The organism is Dyadobacter sp. BHUBP1 (genome assembly GCF_050587785.1).
Classification (GTDB): Bacteria; Bacteroidota; Bacteroidia; order Cytophagales; family Spirosomataceae; genus Dyadobacter.
In genome coordinates, this window is record NZ_JBOBIH010000013.1 from 35,145 (window position 1) to 51,564 (window position 16,420).

10 protein-coding genes are annotated in these 16,420 nt (G+C 49.8%); 5 read left to right on the plus strand and 5 right to left on the minus strand.

Annotation, left to right across the window (positions count from 1 at the left end; all coding sequences use genetic code 11):
- Positions 1-199: 199 nt before the first annotated feature.
- Genes ACQ4MZ_RS29695 through ACQ4MZ_RS29705 form a run of 3 tightly spaced genes read left to right on the plus strand, consistent with a single transcriptional unit; the run spans position 200 to position 3,028 of the window.
- The gene (locus tag ACQ4MZ_RS29695; RefSeq protein WP_430851376.1) at positions 200-1,051 is read left to right on the plus strand and encodes an NEW3 domain-containing protein; all 852 of its coding nucleotides are present in this window, start codon (positions 200-202) and stop codon (positions 1,049-1,051) included.
- A gap of 5 nt (positions 1,052-1,056) precedes the next feature.
- Positions 1,057-2,064: an ABC transporter ATP-binding protein gene (locus ACQ4MZ_RS29700; RefSeq protein WP_430851378.1), complete on the plus strand. Its 1,008-nt coding sequence runs from the start codon at positions 1,057-1,059 to the stop codon at positions 2,062-2,064.
- Positions 2,018-3,028, plus strand: coding sequence for an ABC transporter permease (locus ACQ4MZ_RS29705; RefSeq protein ID WP_430851380.1), 1,011 nt, complete (start codon positions 2,018-2,020; stop codon positions 3,026-3,028). Before ACQ4MZ_RS29700 ends, ACQ4MZ_RS29705 begins: the two co-directional genes overlap by 47 nt.
- Before the next feature lie 26 nt (positions 3,029-3,054).
- Here ACQ4MZ_RS29705 and ACQ4MZ_RS29710 read toward each other — a convergent pair whose 3' ends face one another.
- On the minus strand, positions 3,055-3,786 hold the full coding sequence (locus ACQ4MZ_RS29710) for a LytR/AlgR family response regulator transcription factor (protein ID WP_430851382.1): 732 nt from the start codon (positions 3,784-3,786) through the stop codon (positions 3,055-3,057).
- On the minus strand, positions 3,783-4,532 hold the full coding sequence (locus ACQ4MZ_RS29715; protein ID WP_430851384.1) for a sensor histidine kinase: 750 nt from the start codon (positions 4,530-4,532) through the stop codon (positions 3,783-3,785). Before ACQ4MZ_RS29715 ends, ACQ4MZ_RS29710 begins: the two co-directional genes overlap by 4 nt.
- Positions 4,533-5,050: 518 nt before the next feature.
- Here ACQ4MZ_RS29715 and ACQ4MZ_RS29720 point away from each other — a divergent pair.
- Together ACQ4MZ_RS29720 and ACQ4MZ_RS29725 are read left to right on the plus strand one after the other, a co-directional pair.
- On the plus strand, positions 5,051-7,363 hold the full coding sequence (locus ACQ4MZ_RS29720) for a TonB-dependent receptor (protein WP_430851386.1): 2,313 nt from the start codon (positions 5,051-5,053) through the stop codon (positions 7,361-7,363).
- Positions 7,364-7,367: 4 nt separating this feature from the next.
- Entirely contained in the window at positions 7,368-8,141 is a 774-nt protein-coding gene (locus ACQ4MZ_RS29725) for a DUF4249 family protein (protein ID WP_430851388.1), read from the plus strand.
- A 93-nt stretch (positions 8,142-8,234) separates the two neighbouring features.
- On the opposite strand, the gene ACQ4MZ_RS29730 is transcribed toward ACQ4MZ_RS29725, so the two are convergent.
- From ACQ4MZ_RS29730 to ACQ4MZ_RS29740, 3 genes are read right to left on the minus strand one after another with little or no spacing between them, the layout of a single operon-like run.
- Positions 8,235-11,738, minus strand: a complete 3,504-nt coding sequence (locus ACQ4MZ_RS29730) for a VCBS repeat-containing protein (protein ID WP_430851390.1) — start codon at positions 11,736-11,738, stop codon at positions 8,235-8,237.
- Positions 11,698-13,239 carry a RagB/SusD family nutrient uptake outer membrane protein gene (locus ACQ4MZ_RS29735; protein ID WP_430851392.1) on the minus strand — a complete coding sequence of 514 codons (1,542 nt, stop codon included), beginning with the start codon at positions 13,237-13,239 and terminating at the stop codon, positions 11,698-11,700. Before ACQ4MZ_RS29735 ends, ACQ4MZ_RS29730 begins: the two co-directional genes overlap by 41 nt.
- 22 nt (positions 13,240-13,261) lie before the next feature.
- Positions 13,262-16,402 (minus strand): SusC/RagA family TonB-linked outer membrane protein, encoded by a 3,141-nt coding sequence (locus ACQ4MZ_RS29740; RefSeq protein ID WP_430851394.1) that lies wholly within the window; start codon positions 16,400-16,402, stop codon positions 13,262-13,264.
- Between the last annotated feature and the right edge of the window lie 18 nt (positions 16,403-16,420).

Here is a 16,420-nt window from a genome sequence, read left to right on the forward strand (position 1 = left end):
AGGGTCCTGACATCTCTTCTGACAGATTTACACTGCAGAAAACTGACAAACCTGGCAGGAGGTGAAATTTTATTGAACAGATTTTTGAAAAATTCACTCATTTTTTATTTTCGCGGCAATTAGAGTGCGTAGGCCGATCGAGGCTTTGCAACCATTCTTTAATAAATGAAACTTAGTGATAACTTTTGTTTGTTAGATTATGTCTCTTTTTTGTCCATTCTTAAAAAAGTACAACACTTATTCCATCTGCGGTTTACTTTTCACAGCCGCCCTTTCGGTAAGTTCACAGGCACAGCCTTCGGGTAAACCAAACGGAAGCTCTTCTTTTCAGACCAACTTGTTTAATCTGGAAGCCAGTGCGAACGAGCCATTCCGGTATTCGGCAACGCTGAAAAACGGGTCGGGTCAGGCGAAGATTTATGCGTTGGATGCGAAAATACCCACCGGCTGGCTGGTATCCTTCCGCACTTTGGGCAGTCCTGTCACCTCGATCCATCTCGAACCGGGTGCGACGCAGGAAGTATCTGTCGAATTCACTGCAAATCCTTATTCCAAGCCGGGAAAATATGCCATTCCGGTAACGGCTGTTTCGCCGGTCGACACGCTTAAGCTCAATCTTGAAGCGGTTCTCAAAGGTGCCTACAAGATTGAATTGACGACCCCTTCCGGACGGCTTAGTGAAAATGTCACCGAAGGCAGCGTGGAGCAGATCGTGTGTACAATCAAGAACACGGGCACCCTGCCGCTTGCCGATGTGGAACTGACAGCCCAGACACCACCCAAATGGCAGGTTACCTTTGAGCCGGCGAAAGTCGAGCGTATAGACCCATCCGGTTCTATCGAAGTAACGGCTAAGGTGCATGTTCCGGACAAAACGATAGCCGGGGATTACGTTTCCACGTTTACGGCCAAAACCCCGAATGCCAACGCTGACGCTGCTTTCCGGATCACCGTCAAAACGTCCTTACTATCCGGCTGGCTCGGAATTCTCGTTATTTTACTTGCCATCGGTTTGATATTCAGGTTAATCAGAAAATACGGTAGACGATAAACAGTATGGAAAATCCTGTCATTGATTTGAAGGGGTTGACTAAATGTTACGGTTCTCTGAAGGCAGTCGATGATCTGAACCTGAAAATCGAAAAGGGGGAAATATTCGGTTTGTTAGGCCCGAACGGAGCAGGGAAGACTACGACCATTCTGATGATGCTCGGGCTTACCGAACCGACATCGGGCAAAGCGCTGGTGTGCGGAATCGATGCCACGATCCATCCCATTCAGGTAAAGCGCAAGGTAGGTTACATGCCCGACAGCGTTGGTTTTTACGAAAGCATGACAGCCCTTGAAAACCTGGTATATACCGGGAAACTAAACGGCGTCCCTGGAAATGAGGCACACCGACGCGCGCTGGATCTGATGGAACTGGTCGGCCTGGGCGATTCGGCATCTAAAAGAACGTCTGTATTTTCCCGCGGTATGAAGCAAAGGCTCGGTCTCGCGGAAGTTTTAATCAAGCGGCCGGAAGTAATCATCCTCGACGAACCCACGCTCGGCATCGACCCCGCTGGCGTTAAAGAGTTCCTTGGGCTGATACGCCAACTGAGCAGGGAACAGGGATTGACCGTCTTATTATCTTCCCACCATTTGCACCAGGTGCAAATGGTTTGTGACCGCGTCGGGATTTTCGCTGCGGGTAAAATGCAAATGGAGGGAAATATTGACGAGCTTTCACAGAGCCTTTTTGCCGAAGATTCCTACTCGGTGAGTGTCATAGTGAGAGAACCTTTACCAGCCTCCTGGGAATATAGTGATGAACTGCGAAACATTCCGGACGTGCGAGAGTTGCACATTACCGAAAACGTCGTGCAGATCGCATGCGCTTCGGATGTTACGCCCGATATTGTCCGTTTCTTTGTCGCCAGGGGGCTTGACGTAATGGGTGTCCACAAGAAGGAATTCGGACTTGATGAAATTTATCAAAAATACTTTGATAGCAATTTAATCGAAAACAATGCCAATGAAAAGTCTCGCAGTTTTTTCAAAAGGTACGTTAATAAAAAGTGAACCCGCAGCTGATCCGTCGACCGCATTTCGGGTGGTGGTTGATAAAGAAGTGGCGGACCACATCCGGAGCTGGCGGCTTATCCTGTTGCTGGCTTTGCTGGTGCTCACATTTTTGGGGGCGTTATATGTCTCAATGAGCAATATCAGGAGCGCAGTTTCAAATATGCAGGACCCGGACAGCACGTTTCTCTACCTGAAACTGCTTACCACCACAGACGGCACGATGCCTCCGTTTCATGTATTCCTGAATTTTCTCGGTCCATTGCTCGGCATAGCGCTGGGCTTTGATGCGATCAATTCCGAACAGAATAACGGCACGTTGATCCGCCTGATGGCTCAGCCCGTATACCGCGACAATTTGATCCTGGCAAAATTTGTGAGTGCATTAATCATTGTAGGCACCCTGTTTTTTACCCTTGTCTTGCTTATGATCGGAGCAGGCTTGTCGATTACAGGGGTATGGATCGAGCCGGCCGAAGTGCTCCGAATTTTCACTTTCGCCGTCCTGGCTGTGGTTTATGTCGGGTTTTGGCTGAGTTTGTCGATCCTGTTTTCCATTGCGTTCAAACAAACGGCCACTTCCGCGCTCGCAGCGATCGGCGTGTGGCTATTTTTTACTGTATTCTATCAGATTGTTGTCAATTTGGTAATCGGGGCGCTTATTCCCAAGCAAACCATCCTGAGCGAGACGGATCTGGTAGGGTATAATGAAATGGTGCTGAATATACTCCGCCTGGCACCAAGCCAGTTGTTTTCCGATGCGACGACCACCCTGCTGATGCCATCGGTGCGAAGCCTGGGTCCGATGACAATGGAGCAAATGGCGGGCGCTATTCCTGCACCACTTCCGTTTACCGAAAGCCTGATGGTGGTCTGGCCCCAATTGTCGGGATTGTTAGCCGCGACTTTTCTCTGCTTTGCATATTCTTATTATCTGTTTATGCGAAGAGAGATCAGAAGTTAAAGGGCGGTATGGCATGGTAGGGCATATTACCGGTTCCGGCTCAATAATTTCCCTGTTATGAACTCATCAAAAAACTGCGTCCGATAGGCGTCACCAATCGGGATTTCGTGCTTATCAATAAAGGCAGTGTTGTTATCAAAAGAGGTTACCTGGCTCATATTGATAATGTATGACTTGCTTACGCGCGCAAATGTATTTTTGGGTAATTGATCATAGATGGTTTTAATGTTCATTGCGGTGATGACTTTTTGCGATACGGTTTGTAACACGACATAATCTTTTAAACCTTCGATGAAAAGAATATCACTAAATCGTATCTTGAAGATGCGTCTTTCCGCTTTTACAAAGAAATAGTCGTCGGTTATTTGTTGAATGCTATTGATTACTGCGGAACTCGATTTCAATAGGTCGAGGTAATTGGCTGCTTTATGAACTGCCTTCTGAAAACGCTCGATTTTAATTGGCTTGATCAGATAATCCACGGCGTCAACTTCATAGCTATCCAAAGCATATTCCGCGTATGCCGTTGTGAAAATGATCAATGTCAATGGAGGTACGGATTTCGCAAAATCGATACCGTTCATTCCCGGCATCTGAATGTCCAGGAACAGCAGATCGACCGTTTCTTCGGATAGATACCTGGCGGCTGCGTGGGCACTGTTGTAGCTTCCGACGAGCTGTATTTCCGGTGTTTTACTTACCAGCGACGCAATGCCTTCTCGTGCCAAGGGTTCATCATCAACGATGATACATCTCATAACTTTATGGTTAAGCTTAGCGAATACGTTTGTGCCGAATCCTCTGTTTTCAGTATATGCTTATCCGGGTAAAGCAAAGAAAGCCTGCGTTTGACATTGGTCAGTCCAAGCCCACCGGAACCTGGTGAGGGCGCCGTCCATGGAGGTTTTGAATTGACGCATTTGAAGCTTAACGCATTTTCCTGGATACTAAAATAGATTTGAATCCAGGACCTGTTGTCGGCATCCTGACTGTGTTTTACCGCATTCTCAACGAAGGTAATAAACAGCAACGGGGCTACCTGAATACCGGAGAGTTGCCCTTCCCTGGAAAGAATAAATTGAAAATTATCCCGCCTTATCTTTTCCATGTTGAGAAGGTCATGGATAAAGCGTATCTCGGAGGTTAGCAGCACCTTTGGCCTTGCGCTGTCATATAGCTGGTATCTCAAAAAATCGCTGAGTTTCTCTAATACCTGCGACGCCTTTTCCGGATCTTTTTGCGTGAGAACATTGACATTATTGAGCATATTGAACAGGAAATGGGGGTTGATCTGATTTTTTAACTGTTCCAATTCAGCAGATTTTGTCAGATGTTCCAATTCGCTGATTCGTTGGGAATCTATCAACCAGCGCTGAAATAGTTTGATAGCCGTGCAGGCCGCAACCCATACCAGCGATATGAAGATATATTTTGCCACTCCCCAATAAGGCGTTGTCGAAAAGCTGCTTGCCTCATCGTTGAAGAACACCAGGGGATATGCCAATGCTATAAACAATGCTATGGCCGCTGCAAATTGGCCAGGCTTGCTTTTGAAAAGAAAATGCGGGACCAGCAAATACATATTGGCGTAAAGAAGGGACATGAAAAAAACGAAGAAGCGCAATTTTATCAGGTTGTGGGGTGTATTGCTGCTGCTCGGCTCCATGCTTAATACAAAGGTGCCCAGCATCAATATCAGTACCAGATGCCTGTATAGCCGGTATCTCCGTGCAATCAGAAGCTCCATATATTTGTCCGGAGCTGAGAGCTTATTGGCTGATTCCATTATGTTGTCTGCATTTCACAACTCCAAGATAACGCTCCCGATTCTGTTCAAATCCTGAATTATACAAACCGCTTGCTTTATTATACAAACATAACTTCCATACTTCTATTGCCCGAACACAGATTAGTGTTCTATAATGCCCGGCAGCTTTGGTATAAAAGTTAGCCCGCTTTCTATAATTCACAAAAGCGCCATAGGTACGAAAAAGTAGTTTTGTTCGACTTTAATTCAACGTGATGAACAAAATACTTACAGTTAGTCTGGTGCTCTTTGCCAGCCTAAGCAGCGTCGCCCAGAAAATGCATACGATCAGTGGTACCGTGACCGACAAAGCAACCGGCGAGTTTCTGATTGGCGCCACTGTCAGCATCGAGGGTACCCAGCAGGGGACGGTAACGAATGAATACGGCTTCTTTTCCATTTCCCTTCCCGCGGCCTCCTACATTATCACTGCAGGTTATATGGGGTATGCACGATATTCCGAAAGGGTGCTGCTTGATAGGGACTATAAATTAAAAGTGACGTTAACAGCCGAAGCGAACACATTACAGGAAGTACGCATTAGTGATAAAGCCAAAAACGAGGCAGTGACATCGCCTCAGATGGGAAGAGAAAATTTGAATGTTAAACAACTGGCTTCGCTACCGGTATTATTCGGCGAAAAGGATGTCATGAAAATCGTCCAGCTGTTGCCCGGAGTGAAGGCAGCCGGCGAGGGCAGCACCGGTTTTTACGTAAGAGGCGGTGCTGCCGACCAGAACCTTGTCCTGCTGGACGAGGCCATCGTCTATAACCCGTCACATCTTTTGAGCTTTTTCTCCGTCTTCAATTCGGATGCGATCAAGAGCCTTACCCTATACAAAGGCAACCAGCCGGCGCAGTATGGAGGGCGCTTGTCATCGGTCATGGACGTGAAAATGAATGACGGAAATGATCAGTCGTACCACGCAAGCGGAGGAGTGGGCCTGATTGCCGCCCGGTTGAATGTGGAAGGGCCGATCGTAAAGGGTAAGGGATCATTTTTAGTAAGTGCGCGGCGTACCTATGCCGATGCATTCCTCGGTCTCTCGGGCGATTCCGCCGTTCGGAATAACCGCCTGTATTTCTATGATCTGAACGCCAAACTGAATTACAAATTTACCGACAGAGACAGGATCTTTGTCTCCGGCTACTATGGCAAAGACGTGCTGTCATTCGGGGACATTCTGGGCATCGACTGGGGCAATGCTACGCTAACCCTGCGATGGAACCATATTTTTAATTCAAAACTATTCTCAAACACCTCCCTTATTTACAGCGATTACCGCTACAAAGTCCATGTCAATACCGCAGGTGTTAACGGCAATATGTTGTCGTCCATCAAAGACTGGAACTTCAAGGAGGGATTGGACTACTATATAAACACCAACAATTCCCTGCGTTTTGGCTTTAATTCCATTCACCATACCATCACGCCCGGAATTATCACCGCCAGCCCCACCGTGTCGGACACAGCTAATTCGCGGACGTGGGAAAATGCGGTTTACATCAGCGACAGTTGGAAGGCAACAAGGAGACTTAACATAGATGTCGGGGTGCGGTTAAGTGCCTTTGTGGTCCTCGGAGGCGATTCCAGGTTCTATACGCTCGATGACAACCGGCAAATCGTTGATACACTTCGATTCCCGTCGAATCATATCTTTAAGACCTATGTGAATTTCGAACCCCGGATATCTGCCAGTTACCAGTTGGGAAACTCGTCATCTATCAAAGCTGCATATGCAAGAAATGCACAGTACCTGCACCTGTATTCCAATTTCATTACGAGCAATCCTATCGACAAATGGGTAGCGACCAATAACATTATCAAACCGACGGTCGCCGACCAGGTGTCGCTCGGCTTCTTCCGGAATCTAAGGGAAAATGCTTTTGAAACGAGCGTGGAGACTTACTACAAAGCCATACATAATGTGGCCGATTACAAGGACAATGCCCAGATTTTGAACAGCAACGAGCCGATTGAACCACAACTATTATTTGGAAAGGGACGTGCCTACGGTGTTGAATTCAGTGTGAAAAAGAATGAAGGCAGGTTAACAGGCTGGCTGTCTTATACATTATCACGAACAGAGCTTCGAATCGACGGCGTAAACAATAACACTTGGTATCCTGCCACCCAGGACCGCACCCACGACCTGTCCATTGTGGGAATGTATAAATTATCGAAGAAATGGACCGTATCGGCCGATTTTGTTTACTACACCGGCAACGCTGCTACCTTCCCGAGTGGCAAATATGAAGTCGACGATCAGGCGATACCTTATTATACCGGGCGAAACCAATACAGAAGACCTGCATACCACAGACTGGACCTGGGCGCTATCGTCAAATTAAGGGAGCGTAAGCGATTCTCTTCGGAACTTGCTTTGAGCATTTATAACGCCTATGGGAGGCAAAACCCTTATGTGATCACCTTCCAGACTGACCCGGACAATCCGGCCAAGACCCAGGCACTCCAGACCTCGTTGTTCCGATGGGTGCCTTCTATTTCCTACAATTTCAAATTTTAGTATCATGAAAACATCGGTTTGGATGTTCGCATTTTGCGTGACCGCATTTTATTCCTGTCAAAAAGTGATCGATGTCGAACTAAATCCGTCGTCTCCCAAATATGTCATTACGGGCAATATCACTGACCAGCCCGGGCCGTATGAGGTAAGAATAACGAGCTCCATCAATTTTGACCAGGATAACCATTTCCCGACCGTAAGCGGCGCCAAAGTCTACATCGCGGATCAGACGACATCATTCACAGACACGCTGGCAGAAGTAAGTCCGGGCCGATACCGGACGCACGCCTGGACGGGCGCACCCGGGCACACGTACAAGCTGGTAGTGATGCTGAGAGATGAAATGTTCTCCTCGGTTTCCACGATGCCCGCACCCGTGGCACTGGACAGCCTGTACACGAAATCAGCCACATTTGGTGACGGGACCGACATTGTGGCCGTGTACGACGACCCGGTGGGACCAGGGAATTCTTATCATCTGCTGCTGGCTATCCAGGATAGTCTCTCGCAGGAAATATACCTGCATAACGACAAAATCAACAATGGGTCAAGGGTGAGCCATATTTTAAATAACGACATAGATATCAAGCCTGGCGATACGATTACCGTGAACCTGCAATGCATTGACACTGCAGTGTATGACTTCTATTACTCCCTGGATCAAGCGCTGAAACAAAATTCGGCTGTGATTTCCAACCCCAAAACAAATATAGTGGGCGGCGCGATGGGCTATTTTTGCGCGCATACTGTTAGGACAAGGAGCTTTGTGTTTAAGTAAATATTGTTTGTATAATTTTTGGGATGATGAACGGCAATGAAGCTGTTCATAAATCTCCGGTTCCAGATAACGAGGCTTGTCCCTGATCCGCGGCTATGGTAGGTGATGGTTCATCGCCTCCGGCGAAATACGGTGGATCGCAACGCCTTTGGAATGCACGGCTGTCAACAACAGCCGCTGATTTTTCGGGCCCCGAAGCAGCTTGCTGGAACGGGCATCGCCTGGGAGCAGCAGGCCGCTTTTCGCCGGATTCTGCGGAGAAAATGCGCCTTTGCCGTTTCCAAGCAGTAAAAGACCCATAGATGCATCCTGCCTGCCCATGTTAACCTCGTTGGGATAAAAATTGCCCGACAGGATCACGTCCAGGTTATGGTCCGCATTCACGTCTGTCACCACAATCCCGAATACGGGCGCTATTTGCGCCTCTACGGGCAATGCATTTACTTCGAAACGCCCATTCCCCTTGTTCTCAACGTACGCGGTTTGCAGAAACGTTGCTTTTGCCGAATAGGCGCCTTTCTTCTCGTCTGCGCTTAATAAATCGTCAAAGGTGGCTTTGGCATAATCGATGTAATGCGGGTATTTCCTGCGGAACTGGATAACCTGCTGGTTCAGCGCATCACGGGGAACGCTGGGGTAGGAGACTCCCTGGATAAAATAACCTATCAATGGGTCGAATGTACCATCGTTGTTAAAATCCTTTGCCACCAATGTCACCGGCTCGCGCTCCGACGCCCGGTAAAATGTGTTGGTACCCTCATTACCCGCAATGAAATCAATATCGCCGTCATGATCGAAATCTCCTGCTGCGAGACTGTTCCACCAGCCGGAATAGGGCAATAGGGATGTTTTGATGGATTCGGTTTCGCGGAATTTGGTTTTGTGGTTTTTGAATATTCGTATCGGCATCCATTCCCCGGCGATTACCAGATCGTCCAGGCCGTCGTTGTCCGCATCGGCCCATATCGCGGCGCACACCATTCCTGCCGAGAGCAAATCGGGGCAATAGGATGCGGTAACATCCGTAAATGCCGGTTTCCCGTTTCGTGAATCGTTCCGGAGCAGGTAGCTGTGCGCAGGCAACGGATATTTGCCCGGGACCATCCGCCCGCCTATAAACAGATCTGCGTCGCCATCTTTATCAAAGTCATTGGCAACCACGCAGGAACCGCTTAGCGAAATGGCGGGGAAATTTCCGGCGGGTGCAAGTTTGAAATTGCCGCGGCCGTCATTTAAATACAACTGCACCTGGTAGAATGCATGATCCGTTTCGGGCCTTTCGCTGCCGCCATTGACCACAATCAAATCCTGGTCTGTGTCACCGTCCGCGTCAAAAAATGTTGCCGATATATTTTCATGTAGCGAATCCTGGGCGATTTCGCGTTTGGTAAATGCGCCCGATGCCTGTTGAAAATAAATGCAGGGTTTTCCCTTCTGATAACTTGCCCCGGCGAAAAAATCGTCCAGACCGTCCTGATTTGCATCGCCGGTCGCGATGGCGAACCCGCTTTTGGAGAGCATTTTGTGGAGTGCCGCCGTCTGTTTGAAGTCGATGTAGGTCGATTTGTTGTGCACGAAGTCGATCTCTAATTCATCGGTAACATCCTTGAAAAGTGGCTCAGGCGCTTTGGGAGCTGTTGGAGTTACGGCTTTGGCATCTTTGCGCCTGAGCTCCAAATGCCGGTTAGCAGCAACCTTGTAAAGCTTTTGGGACATCCCTCCCGGCCAGGTTACCAGCAGGCTATCGACTAATCCGCTATTTCCCAAGCCGAAATGCAGCCCGGTACCGGCGGAGGAAATAAAGCCGCGCACGACATACATTTCAGCGTACTGCGCTTGTTTCCCCTGCCATATTGTAACATTGCAGCCGATCCCGGCCAGGTTTCCCTGATCGCCTTTGAAGGTGATAGAAAGAAAGTGGGTGCGCTCTTGCTCGCGGCTTTGATTTTGATATATGAATGGTTCCGAATCAATATTGTTGACTACAAGATCCAGATCGCCGTCACCGTCCAGATCGGCGTAGGCAGCGCCGTTTGAATACGACAATTCGTCGAGCCCCCAGTCTTTGGATGTATTTTGAAAGGTCAGATTTCCCGCATTTTTATAAGCATAGTTGCGGATTTTTACTTCGGGAACCTTCTGAATCAGTTCCAGCGCATTTTGCTGCTTGAAATCGTTGGTACCGAAGTTTGAAAAATCTTCTTTGAACTGGATAAAATCGCGGTCGGTCACATCGCGCCGGTAACCGTTTGTGATGAAAATATCTTTCAAACCGTCATTGTCATAGTCGGCGATAAGCGGCGCCCAGCTCCAATCTGTTTTGGAAATACCCGCCAGTAGCCCTATTTCGGAGAACCGGGGTGTGCCGGGAACATTTCTGCTTTTGTCACGAAGCGGGCCCAGGTTCAGTTGCAGCATATTTCGCATGTATTGCAATTGATAACCGTACTGCTCCGAAATGCTCATTTCCTTCCGGTCATAATCCTGGCCGGCCAGCATTTTTTTCTGTCTCAGATTGTCTTCGGGCAGCATGTCGAGCTGGAATATGTCGGGATACGTATCGTTATTGATGTCGGCGATGTCTACGCCCATGCCGAACAGGCTGGTGTGGGCGGTGGCTTCCTTGATCACATTGTTAAAAAGCGGTTTTGCGCCTTTCCCGGTGTTGAGGTAGAGCATATCGCTGCTGATGAAGTCGTTGGAGCAATAAATGTCCGGGTAACCGTCCTTGTTCATATCGCTCACAGCCAGGCCTAGTCCAAGGCCCTCATATTTCACACCGGCTTCTTTGGAAATGTCGGTGTACCTGGGCAATCCGTTCTCCTGCGGGCCTTCATTGATATAAAATTTACCTGTGCTCGGATAGGAGCCGTCGTGGTAAGTCTTGCGGATGAAATTCGGATTTTGCAGGTCCGGAGCGGTATTCATCATGTAGGCGTCCAGGTCGCCGTCCAGGTCCGCATCGAAAAAGGCGGTCTGGGTAGTGAATGCACGGATATTCAACCCGTATGCTTTCGCGAGTTCTTTAAACGTCGGCACGCCATCGGCTCCGTTGCCTTGATTAACAAAAAGCAGGTTTTCAGAATCCGGCATTTTCATATGACTTGCCACGCTGATGTAAATGTCGAGCAGCCCATCCTGGTTGATATCGACCATGGAAATGCCGCTGCACCAACGGGTAGTGGTGACGCCGGCCTTTTTGGTAACGTCTTCGAACGCCCATTTTTGGGAGACGGTATCGATCCTGCTTAAATACAGCCTGCTGCTGACCTGGTTGCCGCCGAAGAAAATATCGGGTTTCCCGTCCTGGTTCACATCTCCGATCCCGACGCCGCCCCCGTTGTAAAAATTAGTGAAAGTGAACGGATTGATGGAGTCATTAGGTGTAAGCCGGTTGACAAAGTTGACCCGCGTTTCATCCGGTGTATGCAGCCGGAACAAGGCGTCGCTTTTGTTTTCGCAGGAAATGAATGTGCTGATAATTAATGTAGATAGCAAACAGACGACACCGGTAGTAAACCGGTGCCGTCCTGCCTTTGCTTCTTTATTTCCAGGATCAATAACCCGGGTTCTGATCTTTGGCGTCAATCTTTGCATTGTTATCTACTTCCTGTTGAGGGATAGGCAGTAATTCATGTTTTTTAGCCTGGAAATAGGCGATAGGCTCGGTTTTGAGCTTGCCGTTTTTACGCCATCTCAGGATATCGCGGTTGCGGATCTGCTCGCCGCTTAGCTCTACGCGGCGTTCGTGCATGATCGCGGCAAACACCTGGTCTTTGGTAGTAACCGGATATTTCGCGGTAGGGTAGGCCGGCATTGAAACGCTTTTCCGTGCACGCGTCATGTTCAGGTATTTGACGGCCTGTGGAATATTGCCCAGCTCGTTTTCCACTTCCGCCAGGGAAAGTATGGTTTCCGCAAACCGCATGATCCGCTGATTGATTCCGCCGGTCAGGAACGACTCGTTCATTTTGTACATCAGCGAATATTTCTGCCAGCTTATCTTTTGGGTAACGCCATCCACGACCGATGAGCTGCCGTTCTGCTGGCCGTCGGTCAACGTCGACGCCCCGTTATTGTACTTTTCCCCCGTGAAATAAAAGGAGTCCGCATACCGGGGATCGGTCTTGGCGTCGCCTTTGGTGGTTTTTTCGAATTCATTGAGCAAACCATTTGAAGGGATTACGTTACGCCAGCCGATCGCCGAATATTCCTGCGTGCGCACGGTCTCGGTTCCGGCCGTAGCGCCGTTTCCGTCTCCGTCCCAGTTGTAAACTCCGCCGGAAGGATAGAAGTTGACTTCGAAAATGGACTCCTTATTGAATTCGGTTTCTTCCAGGTAGTTATCGTTGTAGTTGTCGACCAACGCGTACAGATTGGAATCATACACTTTCAACAATTCCGTTTTGGCATTTGCGTAGTCGCCTTGCTGCATGAAAACCCGCGCCAGCAGCATTTGCGCGGCGCCCTTGGTCACTCTTCCCTGGTTTGCAGCATTGTACGTGGCCGGGAGCTGGTCCTGGATTTCTTTCAGTTCGGCAACTACGTAGGCATATACCTCGGCCTCAGGGGATCTCGGGAGGCTTCCGTCGACGGTTAAGACGTAGTTTTTATACAAAGGCACGCCGCCCCACATGCTCACGAGCTCGTAATAGGCATACGCACGCAGGAAGCGGGCTTCGGCAAGCAGGCGGGCCTTGTCGGCCGCCGGAATGTCGGCCACCGCGGTAGAGTTGTCCACTACCGAGTTGGCACGGTGGATGAGCCGGTAATAGGCCAGCCACACGGTACCCATGACCGAGTTGCCGCTGTCATGCGTGCCGAGGAGCAACTGGTTGCGGGGCGTTTCCAGCTGCCCACCGCCTGCGGCCATATCGTCGCTCCGGAGATCGTGCAGAAAGAACCATTCGCGCGCTACCAGGTTGTTGGCTTTGAGCATGGAATACACGCTGGTCACGCCGCTGGTCAGTTCGGCGCCGTTTTTATAGTAATTCTCGACGGTAACACCGTTGGGATTGGTCTTTTCCAGCACATCCTGGTTACAGGAAAGGACCATGCCCAGTAAAAGTGTTGGCGCCAATATGATATTTCTTTTCATTGCAATGCTTTTTCAAATGTGATTAGAAACCAAAACTCAATCCTACCTGTAATGTCCTGGGCTGCGGGTACATGCCGTAGTCAATTCCATTGATCAGCTGTGTGCCCGTCGCCGTGGACGAACCGTTGGCGCCGATTTCCGGATCCAGGCCCGAATACTTGGTGAATGTGAGCAAGTTGGTTGCCGAAACATACACACGGGCTTTGGTAATGGTGTTCCGGGTCAGCGCGGAAAGTCCTTTGGAAGGGATCGTATATCCGATGCTGAAGTTCTTGATCCGCATATAAGAGCCGTTCTCCACAAACCGGTCGCTTGTTTTGCTATTGTTGTTAGGGTCGCCGCTCACGGCGCGGGGAACATCGGTGTCGGTATTGGTCGGGGTCCACGCATTCAGCACATCGGTTCCAGCATTGAACAGGCGCAGCATACCTTGCTCGATCACCTTGGTACCATTGTAAATCTTGTTGCCCTGAACACCCTGCAAATACAGCGTTACATCGAAACCTTTGTAGCTGCCGCCGAAGTTACCCCCATAGCTGAATTTTGGAATAAAACTACCCAGGTACTCGCGGTCGTTGCCGTCGATAATGCCGTCGCCGTTCAGGTCTTTGAAGCGGATATCGCCGGGTGCCGCGGCAGGCTGATACTTGGTCTGGTCGTTGCCGTCAATGGCATTGGCCTGGTCAATCTCGGCCTGGCTTTGGAAAATACCGTCGACTTTCCATCCATAGAACGACTGGATCGGGTGCCCGGCTTCTGTTTTGGTAATGTCGAAGCCGCCGAAGTCGTCATTTTTTCCCGAGAATATGGATGCGTTTTCTGTGGCCAGACTTATCACCTTATTTCGGGTAATATCCAGATTTACAGAAGCATTCCATTTGAAGTCACCGTCGTTTTTATTGAAACCCAATTGGAATTCATATCCCCAGTTCTTCATCTTTCCGATGTTGGACAATGGCGAGGACGAGTAACCCAGCGAATTCGGGATAGGTACTTCCAGCAAGAGCCCGTCGGTATTGCGGTTGTAGCGTTCAGCGGTAAATGTGAGGCTGTTGTTGAACAAAGCCAGGTCGATACCGAGGTTGGTCATGGCGGTGCTTTCCCATTTCAGCTGGGTGTTGCCCAGGGCGCTGAAATAGGAGCCTAAAAGCTTGCTACCTCCGAAAACATAATTGGAATTGTCCGCCTGCACCAGCGATTGCCAGGCGTAACTCCCGATTCCATTGAAACCGGTCTCGCCGTAGCTGGCGCGGATTTTAAGTTCTGAAATTTCGGGAACGTTTTTCAAAAACTCCTCTTCGCTGAGGCGCCATCCCAGGGACACGGAAGGAAATGTACCCCATTTGTTACCCGGCGCAAAGCGCGAGGAACCATCCCGGCGAACCGATCCGCTAAGCAGGTACTTGCCGTCATACTCATAGTTCAACCGGCCGACGTACGAAATGAGCGCGCTTTCGTCCAGCGAGCTATTCGCATTCGGATTGGAAATGCCCTGCATCTGGTCTATGTCATTGTTAGGCCTGTAACCCGAGCCGTTGAGCGTGTTGGTACGGAATGTCTGCTTGTCGACGATCGCAGTGACGTTCAGCATATGCTTGCCGAATGTTTTGTCAAAGGTCAGCTGATTGGTAATCACCGGCGAGTAGTAGGCGGTGCGTCCGTTCCGGATCTCGTATTGGGTACGGGACTTGTAGCCGTCGTTGTAGATCGGGAATTGATCGTTGGACAGCGCGCTCACCACATCGGCCCCGAAACTGAAACGGTATTTGAGGAAACTGGTCAGGTTCAGTTCCGCGAACAACGAGCCGAGCACTTTAATGCGCTGGCTGCGCGAGACGTCCATCTGGGTGATCCGCAGCGGGTTATCCGGGTCGCTTCCGTCGGCAGCGGTCGGAGAGCTGTATCCTCCCAGTTTGGTAGGGTCCTTGACGGGCCAATACGGCAGGTTCCGGATAGCCTGCATGACCAGCGTGCGCCCTCCGCCAAAGCCTTGCTCTCCGCGGCTTTTGTCGTAAGAAAAAGTCAGTGTCTGGCCGATCTTCAGGAATTTAGTGATCTGATGGTCGGAGTTGATCCGGAAATTGGCCCGTTTGTAATTCGTTCCTACCAGAATGCCTTCCTGATCGAAATAGCCCGCGGACGTAAAGAAGCGGGATACACTGTTACCCCCGCTTACCGAAAGCTGGTGCTGTTGCACGGGCGCATTTCTGAAAAGGACATCCTGCCAGTCGGTGTGCGTCTGGGCAAACGTCTGGGTGGCTCCTTCGTAAATAGGTTTATTCAGATCGGAAAGTCTGCCCGGCATCGCGATACCGGCATTACCCAGCAAAGCAGTCGCATATTGAATGTATTGGTCGGTATTGAGCAGGTCCAGCTTTTTCCAAGCCGACTGCGTGCCGAAATAGGTGTCCACATTCACATGCAGTTTGCCGTCCTGCGATCCTTTTTTGGTGGTAATGATGATGACCCCGTTGGAGGCGCGCGAACCATAAATCGCCGCCGAACTGGCATCTTTGAGTACTTCCATGGATTCAATATCCTTAGGGTCCAGGTTATTGAGGTCGCCGGAAGGGATTCCGTCGATCACATAGAGCGGTCCGGAAGCATAGTTGATTGAACCTATCCCGCGGATCCGGACGATCGGCGTCTGGCCAGGGCTACCGTTGTTCACTACGCGTACGCCCGGTACGCGGCCTTGCAGCGCCTGTTCGGCGCTCACCACGGGAAGCGCTGTAAGTTCTTTGGGAGAAACCGAAGATACCGCGCCGGTCAGCGACGATTTCTTTTGGGAGCCGTACCCGATCACGACCATTTCTTCCAGTGCCTGGTTTTCGGTCGCGAGCTTTACATCAATGCGGGTCTTTGTCCCGACCTCGATTTCCTGTTTACCAAATCCGATAAAACTGAACACCAATACGCTGCTCTCCGAGGGTACATTGATTGTGAAATCACCTTTCGCATCGGTGCTGGTGCCGACGCTGGATCCTTTCACGGTCACGTTCACACCCGGGAGCGCGTCCCCGTCTTCTGAGGTTACCCGGCCGGTTACCTGTTTGTCAGCAACTTTCGCCAGCACGGGGTTCGCCGAGAGGATTGCCATCAATATCATTAATAACCATTGTCCGGGCCTTTTCAAATGAAATTCTAGTAGAAGGTCTTTCATATGCGTGATAGATATGGA

Bases quoted from the DNA above. Each gene is read 5' to 3' on its own strand.
- ACQ4MZ_RS29720 (WP_430851386.1), top strand. From the start codon at position 5,051: ATGAACAAAATACTTACAGTTAGTCTGGTGCTCTTTGCCAGCCTAAGC.
- ACQ4MZ_RS29735 (WP_430851392.1), bottom strand. From the start codon at position 13,239: ATGAAAAGAAATATCATATTGGCGCCAACACTTTTACTGGGCATGGTC.
- ACQ4MZ_RS29725 (WP_430851388.1), top strand. From the start codon at position 7,368: ATGAAAACATCGGTTTGGATGTTCGCATTTTGCGTGACCGCATTTTAT.
- ACQ4MZ_RS29695 (WP_430851376.1), top strand. From the start codon at position 200: ATGTCTCTTTTTTGTCCATTCTTAAAAAAGTACAACACTTATTCCATC.
- ACQ4MZ_RS29730 (WP_430851390.1), bottom strand. From the start codon at position 11,738: ATGCAAAGATTGACGCCAAAGATCAGAACCCGGGTTATTGATCCTGGA.
- ACQ4MZ_RS29705 (WP_430851380.1), top strand. From the start codon at position 2,018: ATGAAAAGTCTCGCAGTTTTTTCAAAAGGTACGTTAATAAAAAGTGAA.
- ACQ4MZ_RS29700 (WP_430851378.1), top strand. From the start codon at position 1,057: ATGGAAAATCCTGTCATTGATTTGAAGGGGTTGACTAAATGTTACGGT.
- ACQ4MZ_RS29710 (WP_430851382.1), bottom strand. From the start codon at position 3,786: ATGAGATGTATCATCGTTGATGATGAACCCTTGGCACGAGAAGGCATT.
- ACQ4MZ_RS29740 (WP_430851394.1), bottom strand. From the start codon at position 16,402: ATGAAAGACCTTCTACTAGAATTTCATTTGAAAAGGCCCGGACAATGG.